Annotated in this window: 26 protein-coding genes; 11 read left to right on the top strand and 15 right to left on the bottom strand. The window is 62.4% G+C overall.

Annotation, left to right across the window (positions count from 1 at the left end):
* Positions 1–426: 426 nt before the first annotated feature.
* Positions 427–3,681: a ribonuclease E gene (rne, locus tag HX875_RS09245; RefSeq protein WP_177042958.1), complete on the top strand. Its 3,255-nt coding sequence runs from the start codon at positions 427–429 to the stop codon at positions 3,679–3,681.
* A 66-nt stretch (positions 3,682–3,747) separates the two neighbouring features.
* Here the strand turns inward: rne and HX875_RS09240 are convergent, their stop codons facing one another.
* From HX875_RS09240 to HX875_RS09195, 10 genes are all read right to left on the bottom strand, one after another.
* Positions 3,748–4,335 (bottom strand): nucleotidyltransferase family protein, encoded by a 588-nt coding sequence (locus tag HX875_RS09240; RefSeq protein WP_177042957.1) that lies wholly within the window; start codon positions 4,333–4,335, stop codon positions 3,748–3,750.
* Entirely contained in the window at positions 4,332–5,318 is a 987-nt protein-coding gene (locus HX875_RS09235) for an XdhC family protein (RefSeq protein WP_177042956.1), read from the bottom strand. Before HX875_RS09235 ends, HX875_RS09240 begins: the two co-directional genes overlap by 4 nt.
* Positions 5,319–5,443: 125 nt before the next feature.
* Complete coding sequence (gene murB / locus HX875_RS09230; protein ID WP_177042955.1) at positions 5,444–6,463, bottom strand: UDP-N-acetylmuramate dehydrogenase; 1,020 nt, start codon at positions 6,461–6,463, stop codon at positions 5,444–5,446.
* Positions 6,460–6,924 carry a low molecular weight protein-tyrosine-phosphatase gene (locus tag HX875_RS09225; protein WP_010165863.1) on the bottom strand — a complete coding sequence of 155 codons (465 nt, stop codon included), beginning with the start codon at positions 6,922–6,924 and terminating at the stop codon, positions 6,460–6,462. The genes murB and HX875_RS09225 overlap by 4 nt, the downstream gene beginning before the upstream one ends.
* A complete protein-coding gene (kdsB, locus tag HX875_RS09220; RefSeq protein ID WP_177042954.1) occupies positions 6,924–7,688 on the bottom strand; it encodes a 3-deoxy-manno-octulosonate cytidylyltransferase in 765 nt (254 codons plus the stop codon). Before kdsB ends, HX875_RS09225 begins: the two co-directional genes overlap by 1 nt.
* Positions 7,685–7,870 carry a Trm112 family protein gene (locus tag HX875_RS09215; RefSeq protein ID WP_003174668.1) on the bottom strand — a complete coding sequence of 62 codons (186 nt, stop codon included), beginning with the start codon at positions 7,868–7,870 and terminating at the stop codon, positions 7,685–7,687. Before HX875_RS09215 ends, kdsB begins: the two co-directional genes overlap by 4 nt.
* A gap of 24 nt (positions 7,871–7,894) precedes the next feature.
* Complete coding sequence (gene lpxK, locus HX875_RS09210) at positions 7,895–8,905, bottom strand: tetraacyldisaccharide 4'-kinase (RefSeq protein ID WP_177042953.1); 1,011 nt, start codon at positions 8,903–8,905, stop codon at positions 7,895–7,897.
* The gene (locus tag HX875_RS09205; RefSeq protein WP_177042952.1) at positions 8,905–9,333 is read right to left on the bottom strand and encodes an ExbD/TolR family protein; all 429 of its coding nucleotides are present in this window, start codon (positions 9,331–9,333) and stop codon (positions 8,905–8,907) included. The genes lpxK and HX875_RS09205 overlap by 1 nt, the downstream gene beginning before the upstream one ends.
* Positions 9,330–9,965 carry a MotA/TolQ/ExbB proton channel family protein gene (locus tag HX875_RS09200; protein ID WP_177042951.1) on the bottom strand — a complete coding sequence of 212 codons (636 nt, stop codon included), beginning with the start codon at positions 9,963–9,965 and terminating at the stop codon, positions 9,330–9,332. Before HX875_RS09200 ends, HX875_RS09205 begins: the two co-directional genes overlap by 4 nt.
* 31 nt (positions 9,966–9,996) lie before the next feature.
* Positions 9,997–12,288, bottom strand: a complete 2,292-nt coding sequence (locus tag HX875_RS09195; RefSeq protein WP_177042950.1) for a DNA internalization-related competence protein ComEC/Rec2 — start codon at positions 12,286–12,288, stop codon at positions 9,997–9,999.
* 147 nt (positions 12,289–12,435) lie between these two features.
* Between HX875_RS09195 and HX875_RS09190 the strand changes: the two genes are divergently transcribed.
* On the top strand, positions 12,436–12,951 hold the full coding sequence (locus HX875_RS09190; RefSeq protein ID WP_177042949.1) for a DUF2062 domain-containing protein: 516 nt from the start codon (positions 12,436–12,438) through the stop codon (positions 12,949–12,951).
* Between the two features lie 3 nt (positions 12,952–12,954).
* Here the strand turns inward: HX875_RS09190 and HX875_RS09185 are convergent, their stop codons facing one another.
* Both HX875_RS09185 and HX875_RS09180 read right to left on the bottom strand, forming a co-directional pair.
* Entirely contained in the window at positions 12,955–14,325 is a 1,371-nt protein-coding gene (locus HX875_RS09185) for a sensor histidine kinase (protein WP_177042948.1), read from the bottom strand.
* Entirely contained in the window at positions 14,312–15,040 is a 729-nt protein-coding gene (locus tag HX875_RS09180) for a response regulator transcription factor (RefSeq protein ID WP_177042947.1), read from the bottom strand. The genes HX875_RS09185 and HX875_RS09180 overlap by 14 nt, the downstream gene beginning before the upstream one ends.
* A 205-nt stretch (positions 15,041–15,245) precedes the next feature.
* Between HX875_RS09180 and HX875_RS09175 the strand changes: the two genes are divergently transcribed.
* The 4 genes from HX875_RS09175 to HX875_RS09160 all read left to right on the top strand — a co-directional run bounded on the left by HX875_RS09175 (position 15,246) and on the right by HX875_RS09160 (position 20,135).
* Positions 15,246–17,999 carry a response regulator gene (locus tag HX875_RS09175; protein ID WP_177042946.1) on the top strand — a complete coding sequence of 918 codons (2,754 nt, stop codon included), beginning with the start codon at positions 15,246–15,248 and terminating at the stop codon, positions 17,997–17,999.
* A gap of 233 nt (positions 18,000–18,232) precedes the next feature.
* Entirely contained in the window at positions 18,233–19,222 is a 990-nt protein-coding gene (locus HX875_RS09170) for a 2-hydroxyacid dehydrogenase (RefSeq protein WP_177042945.1), read from the top strand.
* A 71-nt stretch (positions 19,223–19,293) separates the two neighbouring features.
* Entirely contained in the window at positions 19,294–19,734 is a 441-nt protein-coding gene (locus HX875_RS09165) for a hypothetical protein (protein ID WP_177042944.1), read from the top strand.
* Positions 19,731–20,135 (top strand): META domain-containing protein, encoded by a 405-nt coding sequence (locus tag HX875_RS09160; protein WP_177042943.1) that lies wholly within the window; start codon positions 19,731–19,733, stop codon positions 20,133–20,135. The genes HX875_RS09165 and HX875_RS09160 overlap by 4 nt, the downstream gene beginning before the upstream one ends.
* 99 nt (positions 20,136–20,234) lie before the next feature.
* Here the strand turns inward: HX875_RS09160 and HX875_RS09155 are convergent, their stop codons facing one another.
* Complete coding sequence (locus HX875_RS09155; RefSeq protein WP_010165813.1) at positions 20,235–20,696, bottom strand: TlpA disulfide reductase family protein; 462 nt, start codon at positions 20,694–20,696, stop codon at positions 20,235–20,237.
* A gap of 115 nt (positions 20,697–20,811) precedes the next feature.
* On the opposite strand from HX875_RS09155, the gene arsC reads away from it, so the two are divergent.
* Genes arsC through HX875_RS09140 form a run of 3 tightly spaced genes read left to right on the top strand, consistent with a single transcriptional unit; the run spans position 20,812 to position 22,173 of the window.
* Positions 20,812–21,165 carry an arsenate reductase (glutaredoxin) gene (gene arsC, locus HX875_RS09150; protein ID WP_177042942.1) on the top strand — a complete coding sequence of 118 codons (354 nt, stop codon included), beginning with the start codon at positions 20,812–20,814 and terminating at the stop codon, positions 21,163–21,165.
* Positions 21,162–21,776: an NAD(P)H:quinone oxidoreductase gene (gene wrbA / locus HX875_RS09145; protein ID WP_017475837.1), complete on the top strand. Its 615-nt coding sequence runs from the start codon at positions 21,162–21,164 to the stop codon at positions 21,774–21,776. The genes arsC and wrbA overlap by 4 nt, the downstream gene beginning before the upstream one ends.
* Positions 21,760–22,173, top strand: coding sequence for a DUF2069 domain-containing protein (locus HX875_RS09140; protein WP_177042941.1), 414 nt, complete (start codon positions 21,760–21,762; stop codon positions 22,171–22,173). The genes wrbA and HX875_RS09140 overlap by 17 nt, the downstream gene beginning before the upstream one ends.
* Before the next feature lie 113 nt (positions 22,174–22,286).
* Here the strand turns inward: HX875_RS09140 and HX875_RS09135 are convergent, their stop codons facing one another.
* Together HX875_RS09135 and ttcA are read right to left on the bottom strand one after the other, a co-directional pair.
* The gene (locus HX875_RS09135; RefSeq protein WP_177042940.1) at positions 22,287–22,958 is read right to left on the bottom strand and encodes a DNA-3-methyladenine glycosylase I; all 672 of its coding nucleotides are present in this window, start codon (positions 22,956–22,958) and stop codon (positions 22,287–22,289) included.
* Between the two features lie 67 nt (positions 22,959–23,025).
* A complete protein-coding gene (gene ttcA, locus HX875_RS09130) occupies positions 23,026–23,850 on the bottom strand; it encodes a tRNA 2-thiocytidine(32) synthetase TtcA (RefSeq protein WP_177042939.1) in 825 nt (274 codons plus the stop codon).
* Between the two features lie 386 nt (positions 23,851–24,236).
* Here ttcA and HX875_RS09125 point away from each other — a divergent pair, with 386 nt between their 5' ends.
* Together HX875_RS09125 and HX875_RS09120 are read left to right on the top strand one after the other, a co-directional pair.
* A complete protein-coding gene (locus HX875_RS09125; RefSeq protein ID WP_177042938.1) occupies positions 24,237–24,839 on the top strand; it encodes a Yip1 family protein in 603 nt (200 codons plus the stop codon).
* 129 nt (positions 24,840–24,968) lie between these two features.
* Positions 24,969–25,463: a SprT family zinc-dependent metalloprotease gene (locus HX875_RS09120; RefSeq protein ID WP_026077778.1), complete on the top strand. Its 495-nt coding sequence runs from the start codon at positions 24,969–24,971 to the stop codon at positions 25,461–25,463.
* The last annotated feature ends 15 nt before the right edge of the window (positions 25,464–25,478 follow it).

Below are 25,478 nucleotides of genomic sequence, written 5' to 3'. Positions count from 1 at the left end.
TCGGAAACAACGCCTGTTACGAGCTGAGTGAGAGCACAGTCGCCCACACCCGGTCTTGTTTAGCCATGAGCGTGTTCTCCCCATTGGAGAACACGGTAAATGCCAACCCGCTGCGGATTCTGCGCGCGGCAGCACCCGAATTATCAGGGATACGTGTAGGGTGGAGATGCACAACCGTCGGACCGTGTAGCACTAGGCTTATATTTAGACGCTTCATCTCGTCCACAGTCGCCGGTTGATTCCTCCTCCTGACTGAGTGCTTAAGTCACCACAGCAAGCAGGAAGCGTACGTCGCGATATCGCCCATTTTGGCGGGTATTGCTGGACACTGGAGTGGCCAACCACTCTTGACGCACCTGACACCGACCGTGAGAAGTCGTGTGTGCCGAACGCCGTTTCCGGCAGCCCGGAAACCGACGGTACAACATGAAAAGAATGCTGATTAACGCAACTCAACCCGAAGAGTTGCGTGTTGCACTGGTAGATGGCCAACGCCTCTACGACCTGGACATCGAGTCCGGTGCACGCGAGCAAAAGAAGGCCAACATCTATAAAGGCCGGATTACTCGCATCGAACCAAGCCTTGAGGCTGCCTTTGTCGATTTCGGCTCCGAGCGCCATGGCTTCCTGCCCCTCAAAGAAATCTCCCGCGAATACTTCAAGAAAGCTCCTGAAGGCCGCGTGAACATCAAGGACGTCCTGAGCGAAGGCCAGGAAGTCATCGTCCAGGTGGAAAAAGAAGAACGTGGCAACAAGGGCGCCGCCCTGACCACCTTCATCAGCCTGGCTGGCCGCTACCTGGTCCTGATGCCGAACAACCCGCGTGCCGGCGGCATCTCCCGTCGCATCGAAGGCGAAGAGCGCAACGAATTGCGTGAAGCGCTGAACGGTTTGATCGCTCCGGCCGACATGGGCCTGATCGTGCGCACTGCCGGCCTTGGCCGCAGCAGCGAAGAAATGCAGTGGGACCTCGACTACCTGCTGCAACTCTGGACCGCTATCAAAGAAGCTTCGCTGGATCGTTCCGCGCCGTTCCTGATCTACCAGGAAAGCAACGTGATCATCCGCGCCATCCGCGATTACCTGCGCCAGGACATCGGCGAAGTGCTGATCGACAGCGTTGAAGCCCAGGACGAAGCCCTGACCTTCATCCGCCAGGTGATGCCGCAGTACGCCAGCAAGATCAAGCTGTACGAAGACAGCGTTCCGCTGTTCAACCGTTTCCAGATCGAAAGCCAGATCGAGACCGCTTTCCAGCGCGTGGTCGAACTGCCTTCCGGCGGCTCCATCGTGATCGACCCGACCGAAGCCCTGGTGTCCATCGACATCAACTCGGCGCGTGCCACGAAGGGTAGCGACATCGAAGAAACCGCCCTGCAGACCAACCTGGAAGCGGCTGAAGAAATCGCCCGCCAGCTGCGCCTGCGTGACATCGGCGGCCTGATCGTGATCGACTTCATCGACATGACCCCGGCCAAGAACCAGCGCGCCGTGGAAGAGAAAGTCCGCGAATGCCTGGAAGCTGACCGTGCCCGCGTACAGGTCGGCCGTATCTCGCGCTTCGGCCTGCTGGAAATGTCCCGTCAGCGCCTGCGTCCATCCCTGGGCGAAAGCAGCGGCATCGTCTGCCCGCGTTGCAACGGCACCGGCATCATCCGTGACGTTGAATCGCTGTCCCTGGCGATCCTGCGCCTGATCGAAGAAGAAGCCCTGAAAGACCGCACTGCCGAAGTGCGCGCCCAGGTGCCGATCCCGGTCGCTGCGTTCCTGCTCAACGAAAAACGCAACTCGATCACCAAGATCGAACTGCGCACTCGTGCCCGCATCGTCATCCTGCCGAACGATCACCTCGAGACGCCGCACTTCGAAGTGCAGCGCCTGCGTGATGACAGCCCGGAAGCCCACGTCAACCAGTCCAGCTACGAAATCGCTGCTGCCGCTGCCGAAGTGGAAGAAGTCCAGCCAGCTGCTGCGACCCGCACCCTGGTTCGCCAGGAAGCTGCCGTCAAGACCGCACCAGCCCGTGCCAACGCACCGGTTCCGGTTGAAGCTGCCGCTCCGGTTGCCGCGCCAGTTACCCTGCCTGAACCAAGCCTGTTCAAAGGCCTGGTGAAGTCGCTGGTCAGCCTGTTCGCCACCAAGGAAGAGCCGGTTGCGCCGGTTGTGGTCGAGAAGCCTGTGACTGAACGCCCTGCGCGCAATGAAGAGCGTCGCAACGGTCGCCAGCAGAGCCGCAATCGCAACGGTCGCCGTGACGAAGAGCGCAAGCCTCGTGAAGAACGTGCACCTCGCGAAGATCGCGCCCCACGTGAAGAGCGCCAACCGCGCGAAGCCCGTGAAGAAACCCCAGCCGTAGCCCGTGAAGAGCGCGCACCGCGCGAAGAACGTGCACCGCGCACTCCACGCGCCCCTCGTGAAGACCGCAAGCCACGTGGCGAGCGCGAAGAACGCGTGCGTGAACTGCGTGAGCCGCTGGATGCCACTCCGGCCGTAGCCGCCGCTGCTGCAACCGTTGCCACCGCTGAAGAGCGTCCAGCTCGCCAGCCCCGTGAAGAACGTGCGCCACGCCCTCCTCGTGAAGAGCGTCAACCACGTGCCGAGCAAGCGGCTCCAGCCGGTGAAGAAGAAGAGCTGCTGTCCAACGACGACCAGCAACAGGAAGACGGCCAGGACAACGCCGAAGGCGATCGTCCACGCCGCCGCTCCCGTGGCCAGCGTCGTCGCAGCAACCGTCGTGAGCGTCAACGTGATGCCAACGGCAATGAAATCGAAGGCTCGGAAGAGACCGGCGAAGCTACCGCTACTGGCGAACCGACTGGCGCCGAACTGGCTGCCGGCCTGGCCGTTACCGCCGCTGTTGCCAGCTCGGTCATCAGCGCACCTGCTGAAGCCCAAGCCAACGAGCAAGCTGAAGCCGCCACCGCCGCCATCCAGGAAAACACCGTTGTAGAGACGCCAGTCGTCGAAGCACCGGTAGTTGAAGCAACGACTCCAGTCGAAGCGCCAGCTGTTCCGGAAGTGGAAGTGGAAGTAGCGCCGGTTCGTCACGTTCGTGAAGCTCGCGAGCCTCAGCCTGTAGCTGAGGTGGTTGCCGAGCCTGAGGTTGTTGTTGAACAACAGCCAGTGGTTGAAGCCGCTGTTGAAGCACCGGTTGCAGAGCCAACCCCTGAAGTGCGTGAAGTTCGCGAAGAACAGACCGCGTTCCAGTGGACCGCCGAGCCAGCCGCAGTGGTTGAAGCAGTCGAAGCACCAGCACCGGCTCCAGTCGTCGAAGAAGCTCCAGCGCCAGTCGCTGAAGTGGTTGTCGCCGCGGAACCTGTTGCCGTGGTTGCCGAGCCTGAGCCAGTGGTTGAAGCGCCAGTGGTTGCCGAAGTCGCCGCTCCGGTGGTTGAAGCCACTCCAGTCAGCGCCCTGACCGAAAACGGCCGTGCGCCGAACGACCCGCGTGAAGTGCGTCGTCGTCGCAAGGAAGCTGAAGCAGCCGCCGCTGCTGCCAAGGCCGCTGCCGAAGCAGCTCCAGCCGTTGCTGAAGTGGTCGAAGCAGCCCCTGCTCCGGTCACCGAAGCCGTGGTTGAGCACACTGCCCCTGTCATCGACGAGAACGTGCGTTCCGTTGAAGAAGTGGTAGAGCACCAGCCTAAAGCCCTGGAAGAAGAGCACGAGCCTAAACCCCTCGTCTGATTCCATCGGCTACTAAAAAGCCCCGCCTGAGTGATCAGGCGGGGCTTTTTTATGTCTGCCTATCAGCTAGCGGTAGTTCAGCAAAGCCGGCACGTCCACATCCCACAACACACCGGGATCATCGACTGCCACTTCCTGTAGCGAGGCATGGGCAAACAGTGGCTTTGCTCCGCGATCACCGGTCAGTGCCATTAATGCCGGGCCGAACGAACGGCCAAATCCTACAGGATGACCATACTGGCCTGCGTGCACCGGGACACTGATACCGTCCTCTCCAACGCCTGCCATCACCTGCCCGATACTCGCAGGCAGGATAAACGGCATATCCCCCAGCACCACCAGCCAACCGGCAGACGGCCCACTGGCAGCCACTGCGGCGGCGATGCTGTCGCCCATGCCCGGCGAGCGCAACAGCAGCACTTCGCAACCGTGCACCTTTGCCAACCGGATGACTTCCGCGCGATCCGGCGACGTCACCAACCAACGTTTTGCAACGGCAGATGGCAAACTCACCAGCACCTGTTCGATTACCGGCCGCGTGACGCCGTCCCGGCCCACACAGGGCGCCAGCAACTTGTCCTGATCGGCACCCGCCTCAGCCCGAAAACGACTGCCCTGCCCCGCCGCCAGGATGATCGCGGTGATGCCCGTCAACTGACGGCTGCCTGCAACGGCTTTTTCTGCAACAGATCAATCCCGTTCTTGATGGCGACGATTTCCGCCATCAACGACAAGGCGATCTCCGCCGGTGTATGGCTGCCGATATGCAGGCCGATAGGCCCATGCAGCCGCGCAATGGCGTCCACACTCAACCCGAGCGACGCGAGATTTTCCCGGCGCTTCTGGCTGTTGACCCGCGAACCCAGGGCACCAATGTAGAACGCCCTGGAATTGAGGGCCGTCAACAACGCCATGTCATCCAGGCGCGGGTCATGGGTGAGCGCGACAATGGCGGTGCGTTCGTCGGTCTGGATATTCAGCACCGCTTCATCCGGCATGCCCGGCACAAAACGCCCGTGCTGTTCTTCCCAGCCATAGACAAACTCCTGGCGCGGGTCGCAGATCAGCACTTCGAAATCCAGCAACCGCGCCATTTCCGCCACGTACCGTGACAGCTGGCCCGCACCGATCAACAGCAGGCGCCAGCGCGGACCATAAATCGCCCGTAATCGCTCGCCGTCAAAGCTGACCACATCGGTCTTGCTCGCACCGCTCAGCACCACCTCACCGGTGGCCAAGTCCAACTCGCGGGCGACAATCTCGTGCGCCTCACAGCGCGCCAGCAGTTCAGCCACCCAACCCGGATCCCCCACCCGCTCCTCGGTCAGGCGCAGGGTGCCACCGCAAGGCAGGCCAAAACGCGCAGCCTCGTCGCGGGTGACGCCATAGGTCACCAACTGCACAGGCGGCCCGTCGTCAGGCAGCCGGCCATCCTGCAAACGGGCGATCAAGTCATCCTCGATGCACCCGCCTGACACCGAGCCAATCACCACCCCGTCACCGCGCAGGGCCAGCATGGCCCCCGGCGGACGTGGCGCGCTGCCCCAGGTCTGGACCACGCTGTACAGCACCACCCGCTGCCCGGCGCGGCGCCATTCCAGTACGCTGCGCAATACATTCAGATCGACGCTGTCCATCAGGCGTTCGCCTCCTGCCAATCTTCCGTGAGCGGATAAAAATATGAGTAGTCAGCTAAGTTAACTCAGCGCAAATAAAAAAGCCCTGCAATGCAGGGCTTGGTGCGTCAAAAAACAAGCTTAGTTCAATAGCGATTGGGCTCCATTTCCAGCACCACCTGGAAACGCTGTTCGATGTCCTGCTGGATACGCAGCGCCAGGCCGGCAATGTCCTGGCCGGTGGCCGCGCCGTAGTTCACCAGCACCAGTGCCTGCAAGCGATGCACGCCGGCATCACCGTCGCGAAAGCCCTTCCAGCCGGCCTTGTCGATCAGCCAGCCAGCGGCCAGTTTCATCTGCCCGTCGGCCTGGGGGTAAGCCACCATGTCTGGATATTGAAGCTGCAACTCGGCGGCCAGCGCCTGGGACACCAGCGGGTTCTTGAAGAAGCTGCCGGCATTGCCGAGCACCGCCGGGTCCGGCAGTTTCTCGCTGCGAATACTGCAAATGGCGCGGCTGACGTCGCTCGGGCTTGCCTGCGTAATGCCTTGCTCGGTCAGGCGCTGTTGCACCGGCCCGTACTCAAGCTTCAGATGCACGGCGCGACTCAAGGCAAAACGCACCCTAAGGATCAGCCAGCGGCCGGTTTCGTGCTTGAAGAGGCTGTCGCGGTAGGCAAAGTTGCACTCGGCCAGGCTGAAATCCCGCAGCTCGCCGGTGTGGCGATCGAGGGCGGTCAGGCCGGCGAACACGTCCTTGATCTCCACACCATAGGCGCCGATGTTCTGCATGGGAGCGGCGCCAACGGTGCCGGGGATCAGGCTGAGATTTTCCAGGCCGGAAAAACCCTGGGCCAAGGTCCACAGCACAAACGGATGCCAGGCTTCGCCAGCTTCGGCCTCAACCACCACCTGGATGCCATCATCCTGCACGACCCGGATGCCCTGGCTGGCCATGCGCAGCACCAGCGCGTCGATATCCTGGGTCAGCAACAGATTGCTGCCGCCGCCAATCACCAGCAATGGCAGTTGATGCCCGGCGGCATAGGCCAGGGCTTCACGCACGTCGCTATCGTTATGGGCCTCGGCAAACAGCCGGGCGCGCACGTCGATGCCAAAGCTGTTGAACGGTTTGAGCGAAACCTGGGCTTGCACCTGCAACGTCATAACCGGCCCTTCAATTCAATCACCAACAAGTCACACGCGCGCTCGATCAGGTCGAGGACGGTTTCGAAGCCTTGGTCGCCTTCGTAGTAAGGGTCCGGTACTTCATCCACCACCGAGTCGTAACGGCGCAGGAACAGATCCAGGTCCGCCTTGCCCTGGGCCGGCTGCATGGCCTTGAGGTTACGCAGGTTGCTCTGGTCCATGGCCAGGATCAGGTCGTAGCGGGAAAAGTCGGCCCGGGAGACCTGCTGGGCCCGCTGGGCCGACAAGTCGTAGCCACGCTGCAGCGCTGCCCGCTGGCTGCGCTTGTCCGGCGGATTGCCCACGTGCCATTCACCGGTGCCGGCGGAGGCCACTTCAACCTGATCAGCCAGGCCGGCTTCCCGCAGTTTGTGGCGCAACACGCCTTCTGCCGTCGGTGAACGGCAGATGTTGCCCAGGCAGACGAACAGAACCTGCATCAGGCCCCCAGCAGGCGACGAACGCGCTCGAGGTCTTCAGGGGTGTCGACACCGGCCGGTGGCGCTTCCAGGGCATCGCCCACGTGGATGCGCACGCCGTGCCACAGAGCCCGCAGTTGTTCCAGGGATTCGGTATTTTCCAGCCAGCACGGGCCCCAGCTGACGAAGTCATGCAGGAAACCGGCGCGGTAGGCGTAGATGCCGATGTGGCGGCGGTAAGGCACGCCCGCCGGCAGCACGTCAGGCTGCTTGGCAAACGCATCCCGCGCCCATGGCAAGGTGGAGCGGCTGAAGGTCAGCGCCAGGCCATTGATGTCACTGACCACTTTCACCACGTTGGGGTTGAACAGGGTCTCGATGTCTTCAATCGGCTCGGCCAGGGTCGCCATGCGGGCTTCGCCATGGGCTGCCAGGTTGGCGGCCACCTGGTCGATCACGCAGGGCGGAATCAACGGCTCGTCGCCTTGCACGTTGACCACGATGGCGTCCGCCGCCAGCCCCAGCTTGGTGGCCACTTCGGCCAGGCGGTCGGTGCCGGAATTGTGGTCTTCACGGGTCAGCACCGCTTCGGCACCAAAGCCTTTGCAGGCCTCGATGATGCGCGGATCGTCGGTCGCGACCACCACCCGTTCGGCGCTGCTTTTGCAGGCCTGTTCCCACACCAGCTGGATCATCGGCTTATCGCCGATCAGTTGCAGTGGTTTGCCGGGCAGGCGGGTGGAGGCGTAGCGGGACGGGATGACAACAGTGAAGGCGGTGGTCATTTATCCAGGCGCTCGTCGGTGGTCAGGGTACGGGCTTCGCTTTCGAGCATTACCGGAATCCCATCACGGATCGGGTACGCCAGGCCGGCGCCCTTGCTGATCAGCTCGGTTTTGTCGGCGCTGAGCTTGAGCGGGCCTTTGCAGATCGGGCAAGCGAGGATATCGAGCAGTTTGGTGTCCATGAGTGTGTCCTGGAGAGCAGCGTTTTAAGGCAAAAGGCGAGCGGGCAGCAAGCGCATCAACTGCGTGTCGAACCAGGCGACAAACGCCGGTGACGGTGCCGCGTCCACCGCAAGGTACCACCAGTCGGGCCTGGCAAAGGCGCGGCACTTCACCGCGTCCTTTTCCGTCATGACCAACGGCAGTGCCGGTGTGAAATTCAAGACCTCGGCGCTATACGGCGCGTGGTCGGCAAAAGCATGGGGTATTGGGCGCCAGTGTAGCGTTTCAAGGGTGTTGAAGAAACGTTGCGGGTTACCGATGCCGGCCACCGCGTGCACCTGCTGCCCCGCCGGGAAGTGATCGACGGGTTTGCGTTCGCCGGTGTGCAGGTTGACCAGCGTGGTGGGCAGCAGGCGAAAGGCAAAACCGTCGTCACGGTCAGAACCCGCGCCGTTGTAAAGCAGCGCATCGACGCTCTGCAAACGCTCGACCGGCTCGCGCAACGGGCCCGCCGGCAGGCAGCGACGGTTACCGAGCCCACGAGCGGCATCAATCAATACCAGTTCCAGGTCACGGGCCAGGCGGTAATGTTGCAGGCCGTCGTCGGAGAGAATCAGGTCGAGGGTTTCGCTGGCCAGCAGCGCCTTTACCGCGCGGCTGCGGTCGGGATCGATCATCAGCGGTACGCCGCTGCGCTGCACGATCAGCAGCGGTTCATCCCCCGCCTGCGCGGCGGTGTGACTGGCTTCGACCCGCCATGGAAACGCTGGCGGCTTGGCGCCATAGCCGCGGCTCACCACACCGACGCGCAAGCCGCTGCGCTGGCAATGGTCGATCAGCCAGAGAATCAAGGGGGTCTTGCCGGTGCCGCCGACGGTGATGTTGCCCACCACCACGACCGGCACCGGCGACTGATAGATCTCGCCCTCGCCCGCCAGGAACCGCGCGCGTTTGCGCTGTACCACCCGGCGATAGAGGGATTCCAGCGGCTGCAACAACGCGAGCGCCGGATGGCCTTCGTACCAGGCCTTGAGCAAACGATCGGTGATGGCCATCAGGGTTGGCTCGCCGCCTCGACGGTGGTCATGCGCAAATGGCTGAAGCCGAGCTTGCCGGCAGCGTCCATTGCCGTGATTACGGCCTGATGCTTGGTATTGCCATCGGCGCTGATGGAAAGTGGCAGGTTGGTATCACCGCCCGACTCTTTTTGCAGCGCATCCATCAGGCTGGCCAGGTCGTTTTTCTCCAGCAACTGGTTATTCACCGAGAACACGCCATCGGCGCTGATGGCGATGTCCAGTTGCTTGGCCTGCTGGTCTTCCGCCGGGGAGCCGCTGACGGCTTCCGGCAGGTCGACCCGCAGTTGGGTTTCCCGGGTAAAGGTGGTGGTGACGACAAAAAACAGCAGCAGGATAAACACCACGTCGATCAACGACGCCAGGTTGATATCGACGTTTTCCCGTTGCTTGCGGCGAAATTTCACGCGTTGCCCTCAACGAAGTCCACGTCACGGTCGCCCTGCACCACTTCCACCAGCTTGATGGCCTCCTGCTCCATGCCCACCACCAGCTCATCGATGCGCCGTTGCAGGAAACGGTGGAAGAACACCGAAGGAATACCGACCATCAGGCCCGCCGCCGTGGTGATCAAGGCCTTGGAAATACCACCGGCCAGCACCGCGGCGTTGGTGGTCATGCCCGAGCCCATGAAGGAGCTGAAAATATCGATCATGCCCAGCACGGTGCCGAGCAGCCCGAGCAATGGCGCCATGGCCGCGATGGTGCCCAGGGCATTGATATAGCGCTCCAGCTCATGGATGACCCGGGCGGCAGCCTCTTCGATGCACTCCTTCATGATCTCGCGACCATGCTTGGAGTTGGCAAGGCCGGCGGCGAGGATTTCACCCAGGGGCGAGTTGGCGCGCAGTTCCTTGAGCTTGGCCTTGTCGAGCTGCTTGTTCTTGATCCAGCCCCAGACCTGGCCCAGCAGGTGGTCAGGTGTTACACGGCTGGCACGCAGGGTCCACAGGCGTTCGGCGATGATGCCGAGTGCGGCGATGGAACTCAAAATGATCGGCAACATCATCCAGCCGCCGGATTTGACCAATTCCCACACAGTGAATGTCCCCTCGAAAAAGTGCGCCACTTTACCATAAGGGTCCGGTGGAAGGGCTGGCCTGCCCCAGAGCATCCTGTCGCAGGGGCCGGTCTTTGGTAACGCTGTTTTGCGGCGGGCGCTCGCGCCAGAAACGCCGCTGGCTGCGCACAGCCACCGGCGGCTGGAAGCTGCCCAGTTGCAGGCGCAGCGCGCCTTGTTCGGCACTGTCATAAATCGCGCTGCCCATGGCCTGGTAACGCTCCAGCACCTGCGGATGCGGATGGCCAAACCCATTGCTGCGGCCTCGGGAAATCAATACGGCCTTGGGCGCCAGGCGCAGCAGGAATGGCCATGAAGACGAGCTGCGGCTGCCATGATGCGGCGCTTGCAGCCAATCGACAGGGGCGCCCAAGGGTGTGGCGAGCAATGCTCGCTCGGCCTCGCGGTCAATATCCCCGGTCAGCAACAACCGCTCGCCATTGGCCTGCACGAGCAATACGCAGGACATCTGGTTACCGTCCGTCGCATCAGGCCATTGCCATAGCTCGAACGTCACGCCGTCCCACTGCCACTGCTCGCCGCTGACACAGGGTTGAGTACCGAGAGAGACTGGCAACCGCTCTGTTTCACCGCCTATCACACGCTTGATCGGCATCCCTTGGGCGACAGCCAATGCACCACCGGCATGATCAGCGTCGGCATGGCTGAGCAGCATCACGTCCAGCTCCGCTACCCCCAGCTTGCGCAACGCGGGCAACACGACACGAGCGCCCAGGTCGAACTCGCCGGAGCGCGGCCCGGCGTCATACAGCAGCACATGGTTGCGGGTGCGCAGGATGATCGACAGCCCTTGGCCAACATCCAGCTGCACCACCTCGACCCGCCCATGGGGCACCGACTCCCGAGGTGGAAACACCGCCAGCAGCAACATCGGCCACCCCAGCAGCCGAAACGGGATGCCCTTGGGCATCAATAACAGCACCGCGCCCAACGCACTCACCAGCCAATAGCCTGCCGGTACTTGCGCCGGGACCCAGGCCGGCACGTACTGCGCCAGCAGCGCCAGGGCCTTGAACAGCCAGCCCAGCGTGCCACCCGCCAGCCATAACAACCCCTCACCTATATAAGGCAGCGGCAATAACGCCGTACCCAGCAACGCCAGGGGCAATACCACCAGGCTGATCCACGGCACCGCCACCAGGTTGGCCAGCGGCCCGCTCAGGCTGATGGGCAGGCCGAGCACCAGCAGCAATGGAAACAGGCCGATGGCAATCAACCATTGGGCCCGGGTCCAGGCCTGCCAGGCACTCCACGGCCCCAGCCGACCACTGAACGCCAAAACCAGCACGGCCACCGCTGCAAACGACAGCCAGAATCCCGGTTGCAGGCTGGCCAGCGGTTCGAGGATCAGTACGGCATTCAGCGCCAGCAACAGCGGCCACCAGATGCCCAGGTGACGAAAGCGCAGGCGCCACAGCAAGACCAATCCCACCATTACGCAGGCCCGCTGCACCGGCACTTCGAAACCCGCCAACAGGCCGTAGCCCAGCGCCGCAGCGAATGCCAAGCCACAGGCCCAGGGCAACCACGGCAAGGGTTTCGGCCAACATCCGTAACGCGCCAGACCGGCAACCAGGCCATAGATCAACCCCGCCAGCAGGCCAATGTGCTGACCGGAAATCACCAATAAATGCACGGTGCCGGTCGCTTGCAGGACCTGCCAATCCTCGGCGGCCAACCCGGAACCATCCCCGAGCACCAACGCCGCCAGGCCCGCCTCGCGCCCTTGGGCATCCACCGCCAACAACCGCTGGCGAATCCCGTCACGCCAGGCATGCCGCGCAGGCGCCAGCCGCTGACCATCCTTGACCGAACCGGCGGCGCCAATCCGCTGGGCCAGCAACCAGGCCTCATAGTCAAAACCCTCGGCATTCAGCAAGCCGGCGGGGCGCTTGAGCGTGACGGCCAACCGCCAGCGCTCACCACTTTGAACCGGCGGGCCACCACGCCAGGACACGCGGATATGCTTGGGCAGCAGCTCCTTGCGTGACCGGCTGTCGGTCAGTTCGAAGCGCACACCGTCGCCCGTCTGCTGCGGTAACCCGGTAACACGCCCCTCCACCCAGCGGGTCTGGCCATCCAGACGCGGGGCCAATCGATCATCCAGTGCCCACTGTGCACTGAGGCAGGCCCAGCTCAATCCGAGCAGAAAAAACGCCAGCGGATACGTACGAAAAGGCAACAACATCAGGGCCAGCACCGGCATCAACAGCAGCCAGCCGCTGGACGGCAACACGGGTAAAAAGCGCAAGGCGAGCAGCCCCAGCGCGAGTGCGAACATCCCTGTTCTCATGGATCTTTCCTTGAAAGTGACCCATTGAGTCTTAGCCGGCCTGTAAATGCGGCCTATTATTATTTGTCACAAAGTCTGAATTTCCCGTTCATGGAATGCGGGCATACTTGCCCCTCGAACTGACCTGGACCCCTTATGCCACGGCGCTTATTCAAACGGTACATGCCTGATCCGACCAGCATTCGGGAACACAAGTCCTTACGCTTTCTCGGCAAATTGCTGCATGACCCGAACCTCTGGCACCTCAATCGGCACTCGGTTGCCCGCGCCATGGCGGTGGGCCTGTTCGCGGCATTTATCCCTATTCCCTTGCAAATGCTGCTGGCGGCCGTCCTCGCCATCAGCGTGCGCGGCAACATGCCGATTGCCGTCAGCCTGGTCTGGCTGACCAACCCGATCACCATGCCGCCGGTGTTCTTCTGCACCTACATGACGGGCGCCTGGCTGATGAACGTGCCGCCCCGCAGCATGCCCGACGAGCTGACCTGGGAGTGGATCAGCGGGCAGCTGTCGACGCTGTGGCAACCCTTCCTGCTGGGCTCGGTGGTATTGGGGCTGGTGATGGCGGCGCTGGGGTATTGCCTGACCATGGGTTACTGGCGCTGGTGGGTCGCCCGCCAGTGGAAAAAACGCAAACAGCGCAGGGGGTAAGTGCTAGCGAGCCAGCAGGCGCATATGCACGCGCAACCCCTGGCCGGTGTTTACCGCCCATAGGCTGCCGTCCTGGCGCTGCACGGCGTTGCGCGCAATGCTCAACCCCAGGCCGAAGCCGCCGTCGCCAGGGCGTGAACCGTCCAGCCGGGTGAACGGCGCAAAGATCCGCTCCAACTCCAATTCATCGATCCCGCCGCCCTGGTCTTCCAGCCACAAGTGCCAATGATCACCCTCGCGTTGCCCGCCCAATTGCACCGTCCCGTTTTGCGGAGAATGCCGGATGGCATTGCGCAGGATGTTTTCCAGCGCCTGGGCCAGCAGGTTCAGATTGCCGCGTACCCAGCAGTCAGCCTCAAGTTCGCACTGTAAACGTGACGGCGGCCAACCACTTTCAAAACAGGCGTTTTCCCGGAGCATGTCCCACAGCGCCTGCACCTGGATGTCCTCCTTGGGCAGCGGCGCACGTTCGGTGTCGAGCCAGGCCAGTTGCAAGGTGTCTTCCACCAGGCGTTGCATGCCGTCGACTTCCCGGCCCAGGCGTTCGCGCAGTTGGGTCAGGTCCTGCTCGCTGTCGCAGGCGACGCGCAAGCGGCTCAGCGGCGTGCGCAACTCATGGGACAAATCCCGCAGCATTTGCTGTTGCAGGGCCACGGTGCCTTGCAAGCGTTCAGACATCTGGTCAAACGCGCGGCCCAATTCCCCCAGCTCATCCTGGCGGCTGGTGGTGTCGCGGGACAGCCGGGTGCTCAGCTGGTCGGCACGCCAGGCATTGGCCTGCTCCCGCAGATGGTTCAGGGGCATGATCAGCAACCGGTAAAGGCCGATGCACAACAGCAGGGTGAACAGGCCGGGAATCACGCCATTGGTCACGATCCGCCAGAACAATTGGTTTTGCCCGGGCATAAAGCGCCGTGGCAATTCAATCACCAGGGATCCCGCACCCGGGTCACCCGGAAACGGGATTTTCAACCACGGCAGGCCTTTGGCATGCCGGCTGACGGGCCAGTCCAGGCCACGCAGGAAGGTCAGGCGCTGGCTTTCCTTGTCTGTCAGCGGGTAGCTGCTCAGGGATTGCAGATCGTTACCGATAACGCCCAGCCACGTGCGCTCGTGCTTGCCCATGGTGCTCAACCACGCATCTACACCGGCGTTGCCGCCTTTGTTCCAGGCCAGTTCCGCGCCGGCCGCATAACCGCTCAAAGTGGCGCGGGCCTCACTGGACAGAAAGGCATTCTGCTCTTCCATGTACCGGCCCCAGGACCAACTGAGCCAGATCATCAGCAAGCAGAAGGCTATCAGCAGGCAGGCCAGTTTCCAGAATAACGAATGCTTGCCCGGCAGCCGTTTGAGGGTGGCCTTAAAGCCCGTCATCGTGACCGCTCAACACATAGCCCTTGCCCCACACCGTGCGCACTTCCCGCTCGCTGTAGCCTATGGCCTTGAGCTTGCGACGAATCTGGCTGATGTGCATGTCCAGGCTGCGATCATGGGGCGCATAACCGCGCTGAAAGACATGCTGGTAAAGGAAGGCTTTGCTGAGGACTTCCTCGCCGTTGCGGTACAGGGTTTCCAGCAGGCGATATTCGCTGCGGGTCAGCCCGGCCCAGTGCTCCCGATGAAAGACGTCACACAGTTCATCATCGAACCGCAGGCCGAGGGCATCGTCGCGCACCGTCGCCAGGGCCGGCAACGGCCGCCGATCCAGGGCAACCCGGCGCAGTATGGCTTCGATGCGCACCCGCAGCTCGGCCATGCTGAATGGCTTGGGCAGGTAATCATCCGCCCCCAGGCGAAAGCCGCTGATGCGGTCGGCTTCGGCGCCCAGGGCCGACATCAGGATCACCGGGATCGAATGGCTCTGGCGCAAATGCGTGAGCACCGACAAGCCGTCCATGCCCGGCAACAGGATGTCCATCAACACCACGTCGAAGCTTTGATCGCGGGCCATTTGCAGACCCTGCTGGCCGTCCTGGCACCAGGTCACCTGGAAGCCACAGCGGCCCAACTGCTCATGGACATAGGCGCCAAGCACAGGATCATCTTCAATCGCCAGGATACTGGGTAAGCCAAGTGCTACGGGATTCATTAGCGTCTGCAAGTCATTCTCAATGACTGATTATTCAAGATTGCCCCCCCATGAGCAACCGCCGCCAGGCGTCCGATGGTCCAAGGTTTGCCTCAGGTCATTAATTTGCAAGATTCCAGACCGCGCAAATGGCTACACTGCGCAGGTGGCGCGGGCCGGATGCCTGCGTGGAATTTCGACAACAGTGTGGTAGCAGGAGAGTGGCGTGCTTAGAAGAATGGGGATAAAAGGCCGCGTACTGTTGCTGACCTTATTGCCTACCAGCCTGATGGCGTTGCTGCTGGGCGGCTATTTCACCTGGATGCAACTGTCGGAACTGCAGTCGCAGTTGCTGCAACGGGGCGAGATGATCGCCGAGCAACTGGCACCGCTGGTCGCACCAGCACTGGGCACCAAAAACACCGACCTGCTGGAACGCATCGCCACCCAGTCCCTGGAACAAACCGACGTGCGCGCCGTGTCGTTCCTCGGGCCCGACCGCACGCCCCTGGCCCATGCCGGCCCGACCATGCTCAACCAGCCGCCCATCGGCAACAGTTCGCACCTGTTGCAGCGCACCGGCAATGACGCGACCCGCTATCTGCTGCCGGTGTTCGGCCGCCATCGCAACCTCGCCGGTGAGCTGATCCCGGATGAGTCCGACCGCCTGCTGGGCTGGGTCGAGCTGGAGCTTTCCCACAATGGCATGTTGCTGCGCGGCTATCGCAGCCTGTTCGCCAGCCTGCTGCTGATCGCCATCGGCCTGATCTGCACCGCAGCCCTGGCGTTGCGCATCAGCCGTACGATCAACTCGCCGATTGGCCTGATCAAGCAGGCCGTGGCGCAGCTCAAGGACGGCAATCTGGAAACCCGCTTGCCGCCACTGGGCAGCCAGGAACTCGATCACCTCGCCTCGGGCATCAACCGCATGGCCGAGACCCTGCAAAATGCCCAGGAAGAATTGCAACACAGCATCGACCAGGCCACCGAAGACGTGCGGCAGAACCTGGAAACCATCGAGATCCAGAACATCGAGCTGGACCTGGCCCGCAAGGAAGCGCTGGAAGCCAGCCGCATCAAGTCGGAGTTTTTGGCCAACATGAGCCATGAAATCCGCACACCGCTGAACGGCATCCTCGGTTTCACCCACTTGTTGCAGAAAAGCGAGCTGTCGCCCCGCCAGCTGGATTACCTGGGCACCATCGAAAAGTCCGCCGACAACCTGTTGGGCATCATCAACGAAATCCTCGACTTCTCGAAAATCGAAGCCGGCAAGCTGGTGCTCGACAGCATCCCGTTCAACCTGCGGGACCTGTTGCAAGACACCCTGACCATCCTCGCCCCGGCCGCCCACGCCAAACAGCTGGAGCTGGTGAGCCTGGTCTACCGCGACACGCCGCTGTCGCTGGTGGGTGACCCGCTGCGGCTCAAGCAAATCCTCACGAACCTGGTGAGCAACGCGATCAAGTTCACCCGCGAAGGCACCATCGTTGCCCGCGCGATGCTTGAAGACGAACAGGAAGACAGCGTGCAACTGCGCATCAGCGTGCAGGACACCGGCATCGGCCTGTCGAACCAGGACGTGCGCGCGCTGTTCCAGGCATTCAGCCAGGCGGACAATTCGCTGTCACGCCAACCCGGCGGCACCGGCCTGGGCCTGGTGATTTCCAAGCGCCTGATCGAACAGATGGGCGGTGAGATTGGCGTCGACAGCACGCCGGGGGAAGGCTCGGAATTCTGGATCAGCCTGAACCTGCCGAAAACCCGCGACGACGTCGAAGACCTGCCCTGCGCGCCACTGCTGGGCCGGCGCGTGGCGGTGCTGGAAAACCACGAGCTGGCGCGCCAGGCCCTGCAACATCAGTTGGAAGACTGCGGCCTGGAAGTCACCCCGTTCAACAGCCTGGAGAGCCTGACCAACGGCATCACCAGCGCCCACCAGACCGAACAGGCGATTGACCTGGCGGTACTGGGCATCACCGCCAACGACATTCCACCGGAGCGTTTGAACCAACACCTGTGGGACCTCGAGCACCTGGGCTGCAAGGTGCTGGTGCTGTGCCCCACCACCGAACAGCTGCTGTTCAACCCGTCGGTGCCCAACCCCAACAGTCAGTTGCAGGCCAAACCCGCCTGCACCCGCAAGCTGCGCCGCGCCCTGGCCGACCTGATCAGCCCGCGCCCGCTGCGCAGCGAACCCGGCGAGCCGCTGTCGAGTCGCGCACCACGGGTACTGTGTGTCGACGACAACCCGGCCAACCTGCTGCTGGTGCAAACCCTGCTGGAAGACATGGGCGCCAAGGTCCAGGCGGTGGAAAGCGGTTACTCGGCCATCGAAGCGGTGAAGCAGGAAGCCTTCGACCTGGTGCTGATGGACGTGCAAATGCCCGGCATGGACGGGCGCCAGAGCACCGAAGCGATTCGCTCATGGGAAAGCGAACGCCACGGCACGCCGCTGCCCATCGTCGCGCTGACCGCCCACGCCATGGCCAACGAAAAACGTGCGTTGCTGCAAAGTGGCATGGATGACTACCTGACCAAGCCCATCAGCGAACGGCAACTGGCCCAGGTGGTGTTGAAATGGACCGGGCTGGCCCTGCGCAACCAAGGCCCGGAGCGCGGCGCCGAAAGTTTCGGGCAGGCCACGCAGCTGCCGGTACTGGATCATGAAGAAGGCTTGCGACTGGCTGCCGGCAAGGCGGATCTGGCAGCGGACATGCTGGCGATGCTCCTGGCCTCGCTGGAGGCTGACCGGGAAGCGATCCGCGTGGCCCGTGACGCCAACGACCGCAACGCCCTGATCGAGCGGGTTCATCGCCTGCACGGCGCCACCCGGTATTGCGGCGTGCCACAACTGCGCGCAGCCTGCCAACGGGCCGAAACCCTGCTCAAACAGGACGATGCCAAGGCCATGCCGGCCCTGGATGAACTGGACATGGCGATTGCCCGGCTGGCCAGTGAGGCGCGGGTGAGCGCGTAAACTTTCGGGGCAATGTGGAGAGGGAGCTTGTCTTTGGCTAGGGAGCTTGCTGTGGCGAGGGAGCTTGCTCCCGCTGGGCTGCGCAGCGGCCCCAAAATCATGGGAGCGCTTCGCACTCCAGCGGGAGCAAGCTCCCTCGCCACAGCAAGCTCCCTCACCACAACAAGCTCACTCACCACAGACAAGCCCCCTCGCCACAAAAGCAGCTTTCAATCATCAAGAAGGAATATTTGATGCGCATCATCCTCTTCAGCAGCCAAACCTACGACCGCGACAGTTTTCTCGCCCAACCGTTGCCCGCAGGCATGCAACTGCAATTCCAACCGGCCCGGCTGAACCTCGACACCGTGGCCCTGGCCGAACACCACGAAGTGGTCTGCGCCTTTATCAATGACGACCTCAGCGCCCCGGTGCTGGAGCAACTAGCCAACGGTGGCACCCGCCTGATCGCCCTGCGCTCGGCCGGTTACAACCATGTCGACCTGGCCGCCGCCAAGCGCCTGGGCCTGACCATCGTGCGGGTGCCGGCCTACTCGCCCCATGCAGTGGCCGAACATGCAGTCGCGCTGATCCTGGCCCTCAACCGCCGCCTGCACCGCGCCTACAACCGCACCCGCGACGGCGACTTCAGCCTGCATGGCCTGACCGGTTTCGACCTGGTGGGCAAGACCGTCGGCGTGGTCGGTACGGGGCAGATCGGCGCCACATTCGCCAAGATCATGGCCGGGTTCGGCTGCCAGTTGCTGGCGTACGACCCCTACCCCAACCCGCAGGTCGAAGCCCTTGGCGCGCGCTACGTGAGCCTGGCGCAGTTACTCGGCGAGTCACAGATCATCAGCCTGCATTGCCCGCTGACGGCAGACAGCAAACATCTGATCAACGCCCAGAGCCTGGCCCATATGCAGCCCGGCGCGATGCTGATCAATACCGGGCGCGGCGGCCTGGTGGACACCCCGGCGCTGATCGACGCACTCAAGGACGGCCAACTCGGCTACCTGGGGCTGGATGTGTATGAAGAAGAGGCCCAGCTATTTTTCGAAGACCGCTCGGACCTGCCCCTGCAAGACGACGTGCTGGCGCGCCTGCTGACCTTCCCCAACGTGATCATCACCGCGCACCAGGCCTTCCTGACGCGCGAGGCGCTGGGGGCGATTGCCGGCACCACCCTGGCCAACATCGCGGCGTGGGCTGATGGGCGGGCGCAAAACCTCGTCGAAGGATGATCAGTGGTCACATAGCCGCGCCATGATGGGTGGCGGCCCGTGATAGGATGGCGCGCCTATTTGGAGGATCCATGGCCGAACACGATTTCCGCTTCAGCTTGCTGAGCCCGCAACACACCCTGATCGAATGCCGCGCCCTGGTGCCGGGCCGTTATCAAGTCACCGGCAACGGTGGCTCGATCAAGAACGGCGACGTTCTGATCGTCACCCTGCGCGGCAGTAAAACCCTGTCGATGCGCCTGACCGTCGAAGGCGATGCGCGCTACTCCATCCGCCCGGCAGGCCAGTGGGTCGCCATGGCCCAGGGGCCAAAGTTCGGCGAACTGGAGATTCACACCTGGAAGGTCAACTGCGACAGCTGCGACAACGTGCTGGAGTTTGAATTCGCGGTGGAAACCAAGCTGAGCAAAGAGCCGCTGCAACCGGCCGCCACCGCGCGGGTCAGCGAGCTGGGCTGGGCCACCCTGGGCGACAAGCACCGCTGCCCGAAATGCCAGAAGGCCGCGCAATGAAAGCCGTGCTGATGCTGGCCGTGCTGGGTGCAGGCCTCGCGGGCTGCGCCAGCGACGAGGTCAAGCTCAAGCAGGATCACAGCTACGTGGTGGAATGGATCGGTGAACGGCCGCTGATGGATTACGCGCACCTGACCGTGACCCTCGGCGCCGATGGCCGGGCCTACGGCAATGGTGGCTGCAACCATTGGTTCGCGCCCTACACCCTGGACGGCGACAAGCTGACCTTCGGCAAGGTCGGCAGCACCCGCAAACTCTGCGCCGAAGCGCTGATGGAGCAGGAGCACCGTTTCTTCCAGGCCCTGCAAGGCGTGCAACGCTGGGACATCTCGCCGATCGAACAGACCCGTTTCTGGCCGGCGGATGGCCTGCCATTGCGGTTGTGGCTGGAAGAAGGCTGATTCCGCTCTTCTGTGGGAGCTGGCTTGCCTGCGATGGCATCGCCTCGGTCTGGCTGACAGACCGAGTTGCCTGCATCGCTGGCAAGCCAGCTCCTACATTTATCCGCGCAACGCCTTGAGCTTGGCCAACACACCCTCGGCCGTCTGCTCACCCATCAGTTGCTCGCGCACCTTGCCCTTGTCATCGATGATGTAGGTCACCGGCAACGCTTCGCTGCGGGGAATATCGAAGATTTCATCCGGGTTCTGCGCCAATACGGTGAACTTGATGCCCAGCTTCTCGCTGGCGCTCTTGAGTTCTTCACCCTGGGCGTTGTCGAAGTTCACGCCAAATACGCCCACCGACTGGCCCTTGAGCTGTTCGGCCAAGGCATTCAGCTCCGGGATTTCGGTACGGCACGGGCCACACCACTCGGCCCAGTAGTTGACCACCAGCCATTGCTTGTCCAGGCGTTCGGCGGCCACTTTCTGACCGTATTGGTCAACGCCATAGTCATTGCCACAGCCGCTGAGCAGCAGTGTGCCGATGATTGCCAATGCGCCTAACAGTCGCCTCGTCATGGGGTAATCCTTCGTAAAAATGAACATTGGCTGCGGCCGATCGCCTCTCATGGTTTAAGGACGTGACGCAGCGCGGGTAGAATACCCGCCACCTTACGCAAGATGCGACCCGCACATGACCGATCTGACGCTTTATCACAACCCGCGCTGCTCGAAATCCCGCGGTGCGCTCGAACTGCTGGAGGCCCGTGGCCTGACACCGACCGTGGTGCGCTACCTGGAAACCCCGCTCGACGCCGCGCAATTACAGGCCTTGCTGGGCAAGCTTGGGATCAGCGCGCGGCAACTGCTGCGTACCGGCGAAGACGAATACAAAACCCTCAACCTGGCCGACGCCAGCCTCAGCGAAGCGCAGTTGATTGCCGCCATCGCCGCTCATCCGAAACTGATGGAACGCCCGATCCTCGAAACCGCCGACAAGGCTGTGATTGGCCGTCCTCCGGAAAATGTCCTGGAGCTGGTTTCGTGAGTGCGCCGTATGTGCTGGTGTTGTATTACAGCCGCAACGGCTCGGTCAGCGAAATGGCCCGGCAGATTGCCCGGGGCGTCGAGCAAGCCGGGCTCGAGGCGCGGTTGCGCACCGTGCCGGCCATCTCCAGCGAATGCGAAGCCGTAGCGCCGGACATTCCGGTGGACGGCCCGCTGTACTGCAGCCTCGACGACCTGAAGAACTGCGCCGGCCTGGCCTTGGGCAGCCCGACCCGTTTCGGCAACATGGCCGCGCCGCTCAAGTACTTTCTCGACGGCACCAGCAACCTGTGGCTGACCGGCGCCTTGGTGGGCAAGCCGGCGGGTGTGTTCACTTCCACCGCCAGCCTGCACGGCGGCCAGGAAACCACGCTGATGTCGATGCTGCTGCCGCTGCTGCACCACGGCATGCTGATCACCGGCCTGCCCTACAGCGAACAGGCGCTGCTCGACACCAAAGGCGGCGGTACGCCGTATGGCGCCAGCCACCATTCCGGTGCCGACGGCAAGCGCGCGCTGGATCAGCACGAGATCGCCCTGTGCCGCGCCCTCGGCCTGCGCCTGGCGAAGACCGCCGCGCTACTGGAGAACGGCCGTGGCCAGGAAGCCTAAGGCACTACCGTCCCAGGCGTGGCTGGAGCCACGGGTCAAGGCGATGCGGGCGTTGAGCCTGCTGGCATTCCTGGGTCTGGTGGGGTTGTTGTGTGTTTACTATCTGGTGTTTGCCGACCTGCATGGCGCACGGCCGTGGGTGATTCTGCTGATCGAGCTGGTGCCGCTGCTATTGCTGGCACCGGGGATGATTTTGGGCAGCGCGCGTGGGCATTCGTGGATGTGCTTTGTGGTGAATCTTTACTTCATCAAGGGCGCGCTGGCCGCGTATGACCCGAACCGGCAATGGTTTGGCGTGCTGGAAATGCTGGCGAGCCTGGCGGTGTTCTGCACCGCGTTGATGTATGTGCGGTACCGGCATCAGTTGAATCGGCGGTTGGCGGGGGAAGGCCTGTAGCGTCTGACAGTCAGTCATCGCGGGCAAGCCCGGCTCCCACAGTGATCATTGTCATCCATGACAACTCGGTCAAATGTGGGAGCTGGCTTGCCTGCGATAGCGTCAACGCGATCTCAATGGTTGACGGTGTAGGCCAACATCATCGACAGCTGGCACATCGGCCGCCCGCTCTCGGCATGCCACTGGTTGAACGCACCCTGCACCGTGGTCAGGTCCCGAAGACTGGTGGGCACCTTGTCGACAATCTTCTGCGCATTCAGCGCCGCCACCACGTCATAGCTCGGCACGAACGTGTCCTTGCCCACCATCCGCAAAAAGCGCGGCGCCGAGAGCCCGCCCAACTGGTGGCCGTGCTTGCTCAGGTACTTCCACAGGCCGACGATATCGGTCACCGGCCAGTCGGCGATCAACGCGCCGAAACTGCCCTTTTCCTTCTCGACATCCAGAATCATCTGCGCATTGCGCGGCACGCTCTTGAGCTTGCCCAAGTGGCGGATGATGCGGGTGTCCTGCATCAGTCGCTCCAGGTGCTCGGCGCCCATCAGCACGACTTTTTCCGGGTCAAACCCAAAGAATACCTGCTCGAACGCCGGCCACTTGGCGTCCACCACGCTGTGCTTGAGCCCGGCGCGAAACACCCGCAGCGAGAGGGTCGACAGGTAGCGGTCATCACTGATCTTGCGCAATTGCGCCGGGGTCAGGGGCACAGGCAGATGGGCTTCCAGCTCGGCCGCCGAACCGAAACGGTTCAGACAATATTCGTGCAGCCACTTGTAATCGCGCATGCCCTCTCCTAAGGATTGAAATGAAAACGGCGCCCAGGAGCGCCGTCTGTCAGAGCGGTGAAAACGCTCAGAGGTTCACTACGCTGACGAAGCGCGATGCGGCACTTTCGTCGATACGCAGGCTGGTGAAGTCGAACAGGTTACGGTCGGCCAACTGCGACGGCTGCACGTTCTGCAAGCTGCGGAAGATGCTGTCGACGCGGCCCGGGGTCTTGCGGTCCCAATCCTGGAGCATGTCCTTGACCACCTGGCGTTGCAGGTTTTCCTGGGAGCCGCAGAGGTTGCACGGGATGATCGGGAATTGCTTGAGGTCGGAGTACGCCTGGATGTCTTTCTCATGGCAGTACGCCAGAGGGCGAATCACCACGTTGCGCCCGTCGTCGGCCCGCAGCTTGGGCGGCATGGCCTTGAGGCTGCCGTTGAAGAACATGTTGAGAAAGAAGGTTTCGACGATGTCATCGCGATGATGACCCAGGGCCATCTTGGTCGCACCGATTTCGTCGGCAAAGGTGTAGAGCGTGCCACGGCGCAGGCGCGAGCACAGCGAGCAGGTGGTCTTGCCTTCCGGGACCAGTTCCTTGACCACCGAATAGGTGTCTTTCTCGACGATGTGGTACTCGATCCCCAATTCCTTGAGGTAGGCCGGCAGCACATGCTCGGGAAACCCCGGCTGCTTCTGATCCATGTTCACGGCGACGATGTCGAACTTGATCGGCGCGACCTTTTGCAGGTGCATCAGCACGTCGAGCAGGGTGTAGCTGTCTTTGCCGCCGGACAGGCAGACCATGACCTTGTCGCCCTCTTCGATCATGTTGAAATCGGCGACTGCCTCACCAGCCTGGCGACGCAGGCGTTTTTGCAGTTTGTTCTGGTTGACCGTAAGAGTGCCCATGGCGCTTGGATCCGCGAAAGGTGTGTGACGAAAAGCCGGGTATTTTACGCAAAAAATCCACTATGAGCGACGCCGTTCCAGTGGGGAGCCGGCCTGGGTGGGAGCCGGGCTTGCCCGCGATGGGATCAACTCGGTTTGTCTGAAGCACCGAGGTGCCTGCATCGCAGGCAAGCCAGCTCCCACAGTTGCCGGGGTTACCCCTGACAGACCTCCGCGCGATTAAGCCCAATGTTTACAGCGCAATTTGCTCTAAAGCCTTACAGTTTTTCCGGTCATCAGTTCCTATACTGCGACATAAGGTCGCACATATATCCAGACCTTTCAGGCCAATTGGCCCGTGGGCGCTCCACTGGGGGGCGATGGTAATAACGACAGGAGTGACTGGCATGATCCATCACGTCGTGGGACTTTTCACCCACCCCGATCAGGAATGGCGGGAAATTCGTGGCGATAAAGAAGAAAGCATCGGCCACATGTACCTCACCCACACGCTGATTCTGGCGGCGATCCCCGCGGTATCAGCGTTTATCGGTACCACTCAGGTAGGTTGGGTCATCGGCAGCCGTGCGCCGGTGATGCTGACGGTGGAAAGCGCGCTGTGGATGACCATCATGTCCTACGCAGCCATGCTCGGCGGCGTGGCGGTGATGGGCGCGTTTATCCACTGGATGGCCCGCACCTATGACGCCAACCCCAGCATGGCGCGCTGCGTGGCGTTTGCCACCTACACCGCGACGCCCCTGTTTATCGGCGGGCTGGCGGCGCTATACCCACATATGTGGCTGGGCATGGTGGTTGGCACTGCGGCCATTTGCTACACCGTGTACCTGCTGTACGTCGGGCTGCCGACCTTCATGAACATCCACCCGGACGAGGGCTTCCTGTTTTCGAGTTCGGTACTGGCGGTAGGCCTGGTGGTACTGGTGGCAATCATGGCCTTTACCGTGATCGTCTGGGGGCTGGGCGTAGGCCCGATCTACACCAACTGACGCGGTTCAACCCGCAGGAAAAGCCACCGCAAGGTGGCTTTGTGCGTTATGCATGACCATTCGGCGCCTGACAGATTCGGATACACCGTTGTTTGCGGCATACTGGACATCTCTGGAGATATGTACAGCATGCCCGAGCAACTCAATACCCGCGTCGAAGATTGTTTCCTGCAAGCCGAATCCTTTTTCAAACGAAGCTTCAAGCGCCCCCAGGTCAGCCTCAAGCTGCGGGGCCAGAAGGCCGGTGTCGCGCATTTGCACGAGAACCTGCTGCGCTTCAACCCGCAGCTGTACCGTGAAAACAGCCAGCACTTCCTTAAACAGACGGTCGCCCATGAAGTGGCGCACCTGATTGCCCACCAATTGTTCGGCGAGCGCATCCAGCCCCATGGTGAGGAATGGCAGTTGATCATGCGCGGGGTGTACGAACTGCCGCCGGATCGCTGCCACACCTATGAAATCCAGCGGCGGCGCGTGACGCGGTATATCTACCGCTGCCCGTGTGCCGACAGCGACTTCCCGTTTTCGCCCCAGCGTCACGGGTTGGTGAGCCAGGGGCGACGGTATTTGTGCCGCCGGTGTCGGCAGACTTTGGTGTTTACCGGGGAAACCCGGGTGGAGTGAGTTTTGTGGTGCCTG

The organism is Pseudomonas yamanorum (assembly GCF_013386765.1).
In the GTDB taxonomy this organism is placed as follows: domain Bacteria; phylum Pseudomonadota; class Gammaproteobacteria; order Pseudomonadales; family Pseudomonadaceae; genus Aquipseudomonas; species Aquipseudomonas yamanorum_A.
Note: the sequence above shows the minus strand (reverse complement) of the source record. Positions and strands in the feature narration are given on the sequence as shown.

Bases quoted from the DNA above. Each gene is read 5' to 3' on its own strand.
- murB (WP_177042955.1), bottom strand. From the start codon at position 6,463: ATGACGTTGCAGGTGCAAGCCCAGGTTTCGCTCAAACCGTTCAACAGC.
- HX875_RS09225 (WP_010165863.1), bottom strand. From the start codon at position 6,924: ATGCAGGTTCTGTTCGTCTGCCTGGGCAACATCTGCCGTTCACCGACG.
- lpxK (WP_177042953.1), bottom strand. From the start codon at position 8,905: ATGGCCATCACCGATCGTTTGCTCAAGGCCTGGTACGAAGGCCATCCG.
- HX875_RS09215 (WP_003174668.1), bottom strand. From the start codon at position 7,870: ATGGACACCAAACTGCTCGATATCCTCGCTTGCCCGATCTGCAAAGGC.
- HX875_RS09165 (WP_177042944.1), top strand. From the start codon at position 19,294: ATGGCCGAACACGATTTCCGCTTCAGCTTGCTGAGCCCGCAACACACC.
- HX875_RS09190 (WP_177042949.1), top strand. From the start codon at position 12,436: ATGCCACGGCGCTTATTCAAACGGTACATGCCTGATCCGACCAGCATT.
- ttcA (WP_177042939.1), bottom strand. From the start codon at position 23,850: ATGGGCACTCTTACGGTCAACCAGAACAAACTGCAAAAACGCCTGCGT.
- kdsB (WP_177042954.1), bottom strand. From the start codon at position 7,688: ATGACCACCGCCTTCACTGTTGTCATCCCGTCCCGCTACGCCTCCACC.
- arsC (WP_177042942.1), top strand. From the start codon at position 20,812: ATGACCGATCTGACGCTTTATCACAACCCGCGCTGCTCGAAATCCCGC.
- HX875_RS09160 (WP_177042943.1), top strand. From the start codon at position 19,731: ATGAAAGCCGTGCTGATGCTGGCCGTGCTGGGTGCAGGCCTCGCGGGC.
- HX875_RS09125 (WP_177042938.1), top strand. From the start codon at position 24,237: ATGATCCATCACGTCGTGGGACTTTTCACCCACCCCGATCAGGAATGG.
- HX875_RS09195 (WP_177042950.1), bottom strand. From the start codon at position 12,288: ATGTTCGCACTCGCGCTGGGGCTGCTCGCCTTGCGCTTTTTACCCGTG.
- HX875_RS09120 (WP_026077778.1), top strand. From the start codon at position 24,969: ATGCCCGAGCAACTCAATACCCGCGTCGAAGATTGTTTCCTGCAAGCC.
- HX875_RS09235 (WP_177042956.1), bottom strand. From the start codon at position 5,318: ATGGACAGCGTCGATCTGAATGTATTGCGCAGCGTACTGGAATGGCGC.
- HX875_RS09155 (WP_010165813.1), bottom strand. From the start codon at position 20,696: ATGACGAGGCGACTGTTAGGCGCATTGGCAATCATCGGCACACTGCTG.
- HX875_RS09135 (WP_177042940.1), bottom strand. From the start codon at position 22,958: ATGCGCGATTACAAGTGGCTGCACGAATATTGTCTGAACCGTTTCGGT.
- rne (WP_177042958.1), top strand. From the start codon at position 427: ATGAAAAGAATGCTGATTAACGCAACTCAACCCGAAGAGTTGCGTGTT.
- HX875_RS09180 (WP_177042947.1), bottom strand. From the start codon at position 15,040: ATGAATCCCGTAGCACTTGGCTTACCCAGTATCCTGGCGATTGAAGAT.
- HX875_RS09170 (WP_177042945.1), top strand. From the start codon at position 18,233: ATGCGCATCATCCTCTTCAGCAGCCAAACCTACGACCGCGACAGTTTT.
- HX875_RS09185 (WP_177042948.1), bottom strand. From the start codon at position 14,325: ATGACGGGCTTTAAGGCCACCCTCAAACGGCTGCCGGGCAAGCATTCG.